Below are 9720 nucleotides of genomic sequence, written 5' to 3'. Positions count from 1 at the left end.
TTCGGGGTGGTGCCGCAGGAGACGGAGCTGTTCTCCGGCACCGTCTACGAAAACCTGACCGCCGGCAACCCGAGCGCTTCCTTCCAGCAGGTCATCGCCGCCGCCCGCATGGCCGGCATCCACGACACCATCGAGACGCTCTCCGAGGGCTACCAGACCGAGCTCGGCGAGCACGGCACCGGCCTATCCGGCGGCCAGCGCCAGCGCCTGGCCATCGCCCGGGCCCTGCTCAAACGTCCCAAGATCCTGATCTTCGACGAGGCTACCAGTCACCTGGACGCCGAGACCGCCGAGCAGATCGCGAGGACCGTAAACGACCTGAAGGGCAAGGTGACCATCCTGTTCATCACCCACGCGGTGCCCAAGGCGCTGCGGGTGGAACGAACGGTGCGGCTGGACGGAGGCGGGAGCGCGGAGGTCGCGGACAAGACCGGCAATGAGCAACCGCGACAGGCCGTCGGGCCGAATCCGGCGGCCGTGACCGGAGGGTTTTAAGGAAACGGTGAACGGGCCAGGGGGACTTGGGGGATCAGTATGCTGAGGGATCGAGGAAGCGGTGAAACAGAAAGCATGGCTTATTGGTATCGGTTAGCAATTGCCCTCGGGGGATTGGCGGCCTATGGGTGGGCCTTGACCCAGCCCGGGGCTATGGAAGCCGACGGAGGCAATGGGGCGTTTACGGGCATTCATGTGGCCACACTAGGTGGTCTATTGCTCCTTATCCAAAACCCCGTCGGATTGGCTTGGTTGGGGATACCTGCCTATCTGTTGGCGCTGGTCATCTTTGTGCTCCGGGTGGCCCGCATCGCGGTGGGGCTCAGTTTGCTGGCGCTCTTGTTGCCCCTTGCAGGAGGCATACTGGCTCGTTATGTGGCCTTTCCCGTGGATGCGAGCAGCGCCAACTACACCACCGCCGGACCGCTGCTGCCGGCGTTCTGGCTTTCCCTGTTCGGTCCGGGCTCGATCCTTGCGGGGGCTTTGATCGCTCTCCGCCTGCCTCATCGTGAGCCGGGGGAGGGCGAGGTGGCCGAGGGCTCTATGGGGAGGTACCGCTACGTTCTTCCTTACGCGCTGGCCTATCTGCTTGCCGTGGTCGGGTTGGTGGGCAGCGGGCTCTTTCTCTCGGGTTGGTTCGGGCTAATGGCAATCTTCCTGGGAATGCTGGCACTGCATGCCGCGGCAACCGCCGTCCTGCTGGTCTTCGTGTATCGCCTTTGGCTGCACCTTCCCCTTCAGCACCGCCCTTATACACCCGGCTTCGTTACCGCCCTGATGGCGATCCCGCTGGTCAACCTGGCCTGGCAATTCGTGGCCTTGCCGGGCTGGGTGCGGCGGTACCAAGCCTTCCAGAGGGAGCAGGGCGCGACGGTCCATCCCCGGCTGCTTCCCCTAGGCTACTGGACCGGGGGACTGTGGGTCGCCTCCTACGTGCCGTTCTTGGCCATCCTTGCCGGCCCGGCGGCCGTGGTCGCCCAGCTGGTTTTCATCAATGCTGCTGCCAGGGAGGTCAACGGGGGAATGGCCTGGGATAAACCGCAGTTCGAGGTCGCCGGGGCTTGAGCAAGGCTGTCCGAAAGCAGCGCCGAAACGCTGGCGGAAAAGGGAGCGCTCAATGAGGTCTTTTAGTAGACGCTTCGCGGCTGTCCTGGCCGTTCTGGCGACCGGGCTGATTGGAGGGAAGGGGGTCGAGGCCGGCGACGACTACGCCACCACCTTCACCCCGAAGGCGCAGCAGGCCTACCAGGAGGACATCAACGTCTGGGTGTATACGGCGGGGTTCGCCGAGCGCTTCGGCATGCCGGAGCAATGGGTGAGCCGGGGGCTGGAAGGGGCCCACGCGGCGGCGTTCCGGGTGGAGACCTCCTCGGCCCGGCTGATGTTCCCGCACAAGGGGAAGGACGTTAGCAAACCGGTGCGGCGGTGTGTCTTGGACCTATTCCTTCCAACGGCAGCGGATATTCCCTGGGCCAACGAAAAGCATGCGGATATGTGGTGGTATACCCCCGCCGCGCCCACCTATTTGATGCCCCAACGGGAAAAAGACAAGCAGTGGCAACGACGGCCGGTGGGACTGCCAAAAACTGGCCACACCGCCATACTCCGCTCACCGGAAGGACATATTACGGGGCTTTCGATGAGGAAATACCACAAACATCTCTACTCGGAAGTAGATTACCTATCCTTTGGAATGCCGTGTACGACCCGCTGGAAGATCGCCTCATCTGTTGAATTCCGGCCCGGTGGCGCTTCATTCCGAAATAAAGAGGTGGTCCGGCATAAGGTCCGCCTTCCTAAGGTGTTCATGGAAAAAATGTACGCAGTGTGGAAAGCCCGGAGCCGGAGTCCGGCCACCGAGGAATGGGAAGACGTGATCGAGCAGTAAACTGGCTTTCCAAATGAGCCTAACGGAAAAAGGGGACTATAAATGGCATCCAACCTCGAATACGCCAAGCTGAGCCAAGTGGTCTACGGAGATGGTGAGCACACCCTGGAGAGCTCGGGGCTGAAGGCCCAAGGGTGGGTGGACACTGGACTAATCGGGGTCAACCCGGATTCGGGGTTCTTTGCCCAGGCCTACCGGAAGGGAAATGAAGTCGTCATCGCCTACCGGGGCACTGAGCCCGCCCAGGATGCCCTCCACGACATCCTCGGGGCGGATGTCGACATCGGAACCGGGGACGAGCACCAGCAGTTCGTGGATGCGCTGGAATTCGCAAACCAGATCGACAACCAGTATGGCGATGACCCGGATATCGATATCTCCGTCACCGGCCACCCCCTGGGCGGCGGCCTGGAGCAGCTGGCGGCGGACACCTTCGGCTGGGACGGGGTGACCTTCGAGGCGCCGGAGTGGGGGCGTGGCGGTCCCGTTTCCGGAGCAGTGCCGGAGGCCTTCCATGGGTAAAAGGTTCCCCCAAAAGCGTTTCCTCCCAACCCTTTCGGTGGCCGGGTGCTTGCTGTTGGCCCCGAGTTTGGCCAATGCCGGTAACGACTACGTCACTACTTTCACCCCCAAGGCGGGCCAGGCCTATCAGGAAGACATCAACGTCTGGGTGTATACCCGGGATTTCGCCGAGCGCTTCGGCATGCCGGAGAAGTGGGTGAGCGGAAAGCTGGAGGGGGCCCATGCGGCGGCGTTTCGGGTGGAGAGAGCATCGGCGCGGACCATGTTCCCGCACAAGGGGGAGGACGTTAGCAAGTCAATTCGGTATTGCATCTTGGATCTGTTCCTCCCCAGCGATGCGGATATTCCCTGGGCGAATGATAAGGCAGCGGATATTTGGTGGTATCCCCCTGAGGCTCCTTACTATTTGGCACCCCAACGGGAAAAAGACAAGCAATGGCAACGGCGGGCGGTGGGGCTGCCGAAAACGGGTCATACCGCCATACTTCGGTCCCCTGAGGGGCATGTAACCGGACTGTCGGTAAGGAGCTATCACAAATCTCTGTACCCGGGGGTCGACTATATTTCCTTTGGAATGCCGTGTACGACCCGCTGGAAGATCGCCTCATCTGTTGAATTCCGGCCCGGTGGCGCTTCATTCCGAAATAAAGAGGTGGTCCGGCATAAGGTCCGCCTTCCTAAGGTGTTCATGGAAAAAATGTACGCAGTGTGGAAAGCCCGGAGCCGGAGTCCGGCCACCGAGGAATGGGAAGACGTGATCGAGCAATAAACTGGCTTTCCAAATGAGCCTAACGGAAAAAGGGGACTATAAATGGCATCCAACCTCGAATACGCCAAGCTGAGCCAAGTGGTCTACGGAGATGGTGAGCACACCCTGGAGAGCTCGGGGCTGAAGGCCCAAGGGTGGGTGGACACTGGACTAATCGGGGTCAACCCGGATTCGGGGTTCTTTGCCCAGGCCTACCGGAAGGGAAATGAAGTCGTCATCGCCTACCGGGGCACTGAGCCCACCCAGGATGCCCTCCACGACATCCTCGGGGCGGATGTCGACATCGGAACCGGGGACGAGCACCAGCAGTTCGTGGATGCGCTGGAATTCGCCCACCAAATTGATCTCAGGTACGGAGGGGCGAAGCAAACCATCTCCGTCACCGGCCACTCCCTGGGCGGCGGTCTGGCGCAGCTGGCGGCGGACACCTTCGGCTGGGACGGGGTGACCTTCGAAGGGCCGGGGATGGCCAACTACAGCCCGCCCACCGACGGCGGCCTGATCGATTCCTTCCTCCAGGCCAACAACCTGTCCATGGGCAATGTCGGGGACCTGACCAGCTACACGGTCCTCGGCAGCAGCATTTCTTCGATCCCCGGCGAGCACATCGGCACCAAGCACGACCTGATCACCGAGCAGGGCCGGCCGGACCTCCTCGGTCTCTCCATCGAGGCGGGGATTGGGCCCACCGCCGCCACGGCATTCTTCGCGGGGGCCGGGTATACCGGGGTGGATCAGCTAAGCCGCCACCGCATGGGTAACTTCATCGACCACCTGCAACAAGCCGAGCAGGAAGGCGTGCTGCTCCAGCAGTATGTGGATGCCTACCTGGCCTACGGCGCCGAAGGCTACACCGCCCCCGAGCGCACTTTCACCCAGACCTTGCGGGACTACTTCAACGACGTCTTCAACCCGGACAAGGATCTGACCCAGACCCAGGCCGAGGACCTGATCGCCCAGCTCGATACCTTGGAGGCAAGTGACGCCTACGCCGACGCCACCGACGCCCAGATCGCCGATCTGGAGAAGGCCCAGGACAAGCTGCGCCGGGCCACGCAGACCATAGCGGCCGTTTCCGCCCAAACCGATTCGTGGCACGAGAAGGTCCAGAACGGAAACACCTTTTCCGTCACTGTTGAGCTGGAGCACGCTCTAGAGCGTGGCACTCAGCGGGTTGCTCTGGACATTCCGGGAATGGACCAGGTAACCGGGCAAGGTGAAAAGTTCAAGGTGGTAAGCCCGAATTTCCACGTCGATTGGAGTGGCGGGGCCTTGGCGGTCCCGGAGGGGTACTACCTGGAGGTGCCTCCGGGGAGCAAAACGGCGACCCTAACCCTTCGAGCCGCGCCGGATGCCGACAGTCTGGATGAAGTGCTGGGGGATTTAACCGTAAGCCTCCCGCGCCGCTCGGGCTCCGACACCTCCAAGACGGTCTCCGACCTCACCATCAAGGACGACCCCCTTCCGGACACCACCCAGGACGCCGGCAGGGGTGGGACCATCACCGGCGACTTCGCTTGGAAGGACACGGATCCGAGCGAGCCGGGTATCCAGTACGGCTATGACGACCTGGGTAACCGGCTCTATCGGAGTCCTCTTCAGGAGAACGCCGGCCAAGCGGACCCTCTCTATGATAGCGCCGGCAATGACCACATTCTGCCCGGGGGCGGGGACGACGATGTCAACGCCAAGCGGGGCGGAGAAGATCATATCGAGGGTGCCAGTGGCCGTGACTGGATGGAAGGCGGTGCGGGGAGCGACCTGATCGAAGGCGGGGCTGGGGCTGACCTGGCTGCTGGCGAGGGTCAAGCCGACCGCATTTTTGGCGGCGCCGAGACCAGCCTCAGCGAGGCCATCACGGCGGGGAACGCGGAGGCCAATGGCACCCATCGGGGCGAGTTCCTGGCTGGCAACGGCGGCGATGACCTGCTAGTCGGCGGTAACCAGCGGGATGCCCTCACCGGCGGCGATGGTAACGATGTGATCGTGGCCGGGGCCGGCGACGACGCCGTGGACGCCGATGCCGACTATTCCCCGGCCGGGCGGGACTGGTCTGTGACCACGGGCGGAGGCGCCCTGACCTTCTCCCCGATCTTCTCCTACAACCCCGATACCTTCGGCCACGACGTGATCTTTCTGGGCAAAGGGGCCGATACCGCGCACGCCGGGAGCGGACGGGATACTGTGCAGGGGGAGGCCGGAGACGATTCCTTATGGGGGGATGGCGGGGGTGACACCCTGAGTGGCGGAAAGGGAAACGACACACTCGGTGGCGATAACGGGCCCGGTGTGGTGGACCCCGCCGAGCATGGCGACGACTTCCTTAATGGCAACGCTGGCAATGATGAGCTGGTGGGTCATGGCGGCGCCGATCGCCTTCATGGTGGAAGCGGCAACGACCAATTATCCGGCAGTGCTATCGGGCTGAGCGCCGCCTATGACGGTAGCGACTACCTGGATGGCGGGGCTGGGGACGATCAGCTTGTTGGAGCCGCAGACGGCGATTACCTGTATGGGCGAAACGGCAATGACCTTCTGATGGGCGGAGCAGCTAATACCGACGCCTCCGGCGATGGGGCTGATTGGCTGGATGGCGGCGGCGGGACCGATACATTGATTGCCGGTGGTGCCGGTGACTCCCTTTTTGGTGGCTCCGAGATGGATACTTTGGTAGGGGATTCGGCCACTGCAGATCCGACCGAACATGGCGATGATGTTCTCCATGGGGAGATGGGAGACGACAGCTTGGTGGGATCAGGCGGGGCGGATTTGCTATCGGGTGGTGCCGGGGACGACCAATTGACCGGCGGGGCGGCTGGCTTGGAGGGACGCTTCGACGGAGAGGACCAGCTGATCGGCGGGCAGGGTGGTGACACCATGGTCGGCATGGCCGGGGGAGACACTCTACTTGGCGGAGCTGGCCAGGACATCATGGATGGAGATAGCTCGGAGACTGCAAATGTGGAACATGCTGCCGACTATCTTGAAGGCGGTGCTGGCGGCGATTACATGCTGGGGTCAGGTGGGTCGGATACCCTTTATGGAGGGGCCCAGGGGGATCAGTTATTCGGCGATGTGAGCAGTATCGATGGCCAGTACCATGGACAAGACCATATCGAAGGGGGCGCAGGCTCCGACAATTTGGTTGGAGGCGGTGGGGCGGACACGCTGGCCGGAGGTAATGCCGCCGACAATCTTTTCGGTGACGGAACCGTTGACGCCGCCTATCACGGCGCCGACCACCTCAAGGGAGGCCGAAACAATGACAGCTTGTTCGGTTTCGGCGGTAGCGACATTCTGGAAGGCGGACTCGGATCGGATACGCTTGTTGGAGGCGATGGCGCCGACGTCTACGTTTATGATGGCGAAGGTGATGACACGATTATCGACTCGGGCAAGAACAATACAGTTCGCTTCACCAATGGCATCACTTCCGATGAGGTATTCCTGAGCCTGGGATCGCTGGAGATCAATGTCCGAAACTCTGGCTCCCTGTTCCTTAAAGGCTTCCGGCAGAATGCACCATTAGCTAGCACAACCATCCAACGCTTCGAATTCAGCGATGGGACGGTCTTGAGCCGGCGGGACCTGTTGGCAAAGGGTTTCGATCTCGGTGGAAACGAAGGCGAGGATGAAATAACCGGAACTACCCAGGATGACCGGATCTTTGGAGGTGGCGGTGGTGATACGCTCCGTGGAGGGCCTGGCAGTGATCTTGTGGACGGCGGTTCCGGAGATGATTGGCTAGAAGGTGGCCAAGATTCCGTATATTGGTTCAAACGGAGGCTGGAGGAGCCCTCCGAGCCTGATTCGCTCCATATCGAAATCCCCTCTACCGAGGGGGCCAGTCTTAGCGGCACCGAGGAAAGCACTTCAGTAGAATTCGGAGACGTCGGTTCCGCCAAGCGGGCCTTCAAGTACCTGGTTGTCGATCCAGAAAACGCTGAGGTTTCTCAGCCCGAGGGAGATGACATTCTCCGTGGGGCATCCGGGAGGGATACGCTGCTTGGAGGTGGCTATGACGACACCCTGAAAGGCGGAGATGGCGCCGATACCCTTTATGGCCAGGGGGGTGACGATGTTCTGGAAGGAGGAGCCGGCGACGATACCTATATTGCCCCAGAAGATCCCTATTATAGCGAGCCAGAACCGATCATCGAATCCGTGAATGGTGGTGAGGATACGGTCAAGGCCGTGGAGGGTGGCTATACCCTGCCCGAGAACGTGGAAAACATGGTGCTTGCCGGGGAGGGGGCCGAACGGTCCTTCAGCGATAGGTTACGGGAGTATGTCCCCTATCATTGGACTGCGACGACCGGGATTGGCAACAGTCTAGCCAACACGATGAAGGTGGAGCATCGTTCCTACGCCTACTTAGAAGGCAAGGGCGGGAATGACGTCCTTATCGGGGGGCCCGGAGAGAACAGGCTTCGTGGGGGAGCCGGTGCCGATCGCATGGCCGGGGAGGGCGGGGATGATACCTACTGGGTGGATAACCCTGGTGACTCAGTGCACGAGGTGCCAGCAGGTGAGCTCCCTCCGGGGTCCGAGTACTCGAACGCCGCTAAACCGGGTGGTTGGGATGAAGTCCATTCAACAGTCTCTTTCAAGCTTAACCCGCATGTCGAGGAGCTCTCTCTGGAAGGCTCGGGGGATATCAATGCAACGGGCAACGACCTCGACAATAAAATTTGGGGCAACAGCGGTGCCAACACCCTAATCGGGGGGAAGGGATCCGATACCTATTCCATCGGCCAGCAGGGTGACCGCGTGATCGAGGAGGCTGGTGGAGGGGCTGCGGACACGGTTCGAGCCGGCCTCACTTATGTCCTTCCGGCCCAGGTGGAGAACTTGACGGTTAGCGGGCTTGGAACTGAGGGGACTGGTAACTCCAAAGCGAATCGTATGGAGGCCCATGGGGAAGAAAATGTGCTGCGGGGTCTTGCCGGGGACGACATCCTCTCGGGAAGTGGTCGGGCTACGCTGGACGGAGGGATTGGAAACGACACCTATCGGGTTTATGGACAGCCAAGCATCCAGGAGCGGCCCGGTGCTGGCAAAGACCGGGTGCTCTTCCGCAAAGAGTTTCAGGAAGGAACAGCCCGCTTTGTCCTCCCAGAGCAGGTGGAGATACTGGAGCTCCAGGGCGAAGAGGCTCTGGAAGGGGTCGGGAATGAGCTTGGGAATGTCATTGAAGGCGGATTGGGAGCGAACCAAATTGAAGGCCGGGGCGGGAGCGACCACCTCCGCGGCGGGGTTCGAGATGATCGGCTCCTGGGCGGAGTAGGTGCCGATGTCCTCTATGGTGGCGCCAACGCCGTGGAGATGGAGCCGGCCCCCGGCTATTACCCAGCCAGCTCGCCGGAAGCGCTTGATTGGGCGGGCAAGGCTCGGGTCACCTACGCGGAGAGCTACGATATCCCCTCGGAATCTCGCTACTTCGGTTTCCGTCTTCTTGCCAATGAAGACCACCTGCAAGGCGGCTCCGGGGCGGATCGTCTGGATGGCCAATCCGGTGACGATGTCCTCAAGGGCGGCAGCGGTGATGATTATCTATTCGGCGGGAGCGAGGGAAGTCTGACCCGTCGCCTGCGTGACCGCATTGAACGGGACTGGGAGCTGGCCGAGGATCCGGAGATACTTGCCTTCCCCGACCACCTGTCCGGAGATGACAGGCTCTACGGTGGCGCCGGTTCGGACACCTTGCTGGGCGGCGACGGGGCCGATGAGCTGTATGGAGGCGCAGGCGACGATACCCTGACCGGTGGTGCAGGGGCCGATCTCCTGGATGGGGGTGTCGGGACTGACCGGGTGGACTACTCCGGTGCCGGTGCGGGCCTGATCTTGGACTTGGCCAGCCCATCTGCCTCCACGGGTCCGGTGGCAGGTGATACTTTCGCCTCCATCGAGGGCATCGCCGGAACGGATTTCGCCGATACCCTGCGCGGCAACGGAAACGCCAACAACCTCCTAGGGCCTGTTAACGCTTAATAAGGCCTCGATAATCAGGGCGAAGTGGATGAAGAAGGTGAACACCACATCCAGC

Annotated in this window: 6 protein-coding genes; all 6 read left to right on the top strand. The window is 61.7% G+C overall.

Features of this window, described 5'->3' with window-relative positions; genetic code table 11:
• On the top strand, positions 1-495 hold a 495-nt coding region (locus tag ACERLL_RS17545; protein ID WP_373657396.1), incomplete at its 5' end, for an ATP-binding cassette domain-containing protein.
• Between the two features lie 273 nt (positions 496-768).
• The gene (locus ACERLL_RS17540; protein WP_373657395.1) at positions 769-1560 is read left to right on the top strand and encodes a hypothetical protein; all 792 of its coding nucleotides are present in this window, start codon (positions 769-771) and stop codon (positions 1558-1560) included.
• 52 nt (positions 1561-1612) lie between these two features.
• On the top strand, positions 1613-2383 hold the full coding sequence (locus ACERLL_RS17535; RefSeq protein ID WP_373657394.1) for a hypothetical protein: 771 nt from the start codon (positions 1613-1615) through the stop codon (positions 2381-2383).
• A gap of 42 nt (positions 2384-2425) precedes the next feature.
• Positions 2426-2905, top strand: coding sequence for a Tle-like phospholipase domain-containing protein (locus ACERLL_RS17530; RefSeq protein ID WP_373657393.1), 480 nt, complete (start codon positions 2426-2428; stop codon positions 2903-2905).
• A complete protein-coding gene (locus ACERLL_RS17525; RefSeq protein WP_373657392.1) occupies positions 2898-3674 on the top strand; it encodes a hypothetical protein in 777 nt (258 codons plus the stop codon). The genes ACERLL_RS17530 and ACERLL_RS17525 overlap by 8 nt, the downstream gene beginning before the upstream one ends.
• A gap of 42 nt (positions 3675-3716) precedes the next feature.
• On the top strand, positions 3717-9665 hold the full coding sequence (locus ACERLL_RS17520; protein ID WP_373657391.1) for a Tle-like phospholipase domain-containing protein: 5949 nt from the start codon (positions 3717-3719) through the stop codon (positions 9663-9665).
• The last annotated feature ends 55 nt before the right edge of the window (positions 9666-9720 follow it).

Source organism: Thiohalorhabdus sp. Cl-TMA, assembly GCF_041821045.1.
Classification (GTDB): domain Bacteria; phylum Pseudomonadota; class Gammaproteobacteria; order Thiohalorhabdales; family Thiohalorhabdaceae; genus Thiohalorhabdus; species Thiohalorhabdus methylotropha.
The sequence above is the reverse complement of the archived record's forward strand: the minus strand, read 5'-3'. Positions and strand labels throughout refer to the sequence as shown.

Coding starts and splice junctions, on each gene's coding strand:
- ACERLL_RS17535 (WP_373657394.1), top strand. CDS start 1,613: ATGAGGTCTTTTAGTAGACGCTTCGCGGCTGTCCTGGCCGTTCTGGCG.
- ACERLL_RS17530 (WP_373657393.1), top strand. CDS start 2,426: ATGGCATCCAACCTCGAATACGCCAAGCTGAGCCAAGTGGTCTACGGA.
- ACERLL_RS17525 (WP_373657392.1), top strand. CDS start 2,898: ATGGGTAAAAGGTTCCCCCAAAAGCGTTTCCTCCCAACCCTTTCGGTG.
- ACERLL_RS17520 (WP_373657391.1), top strand. CDS start 3,717: ATGGCATCCAACCTCGAATACGCCAAGCTGAGCCAAGTGGTCTACGGA.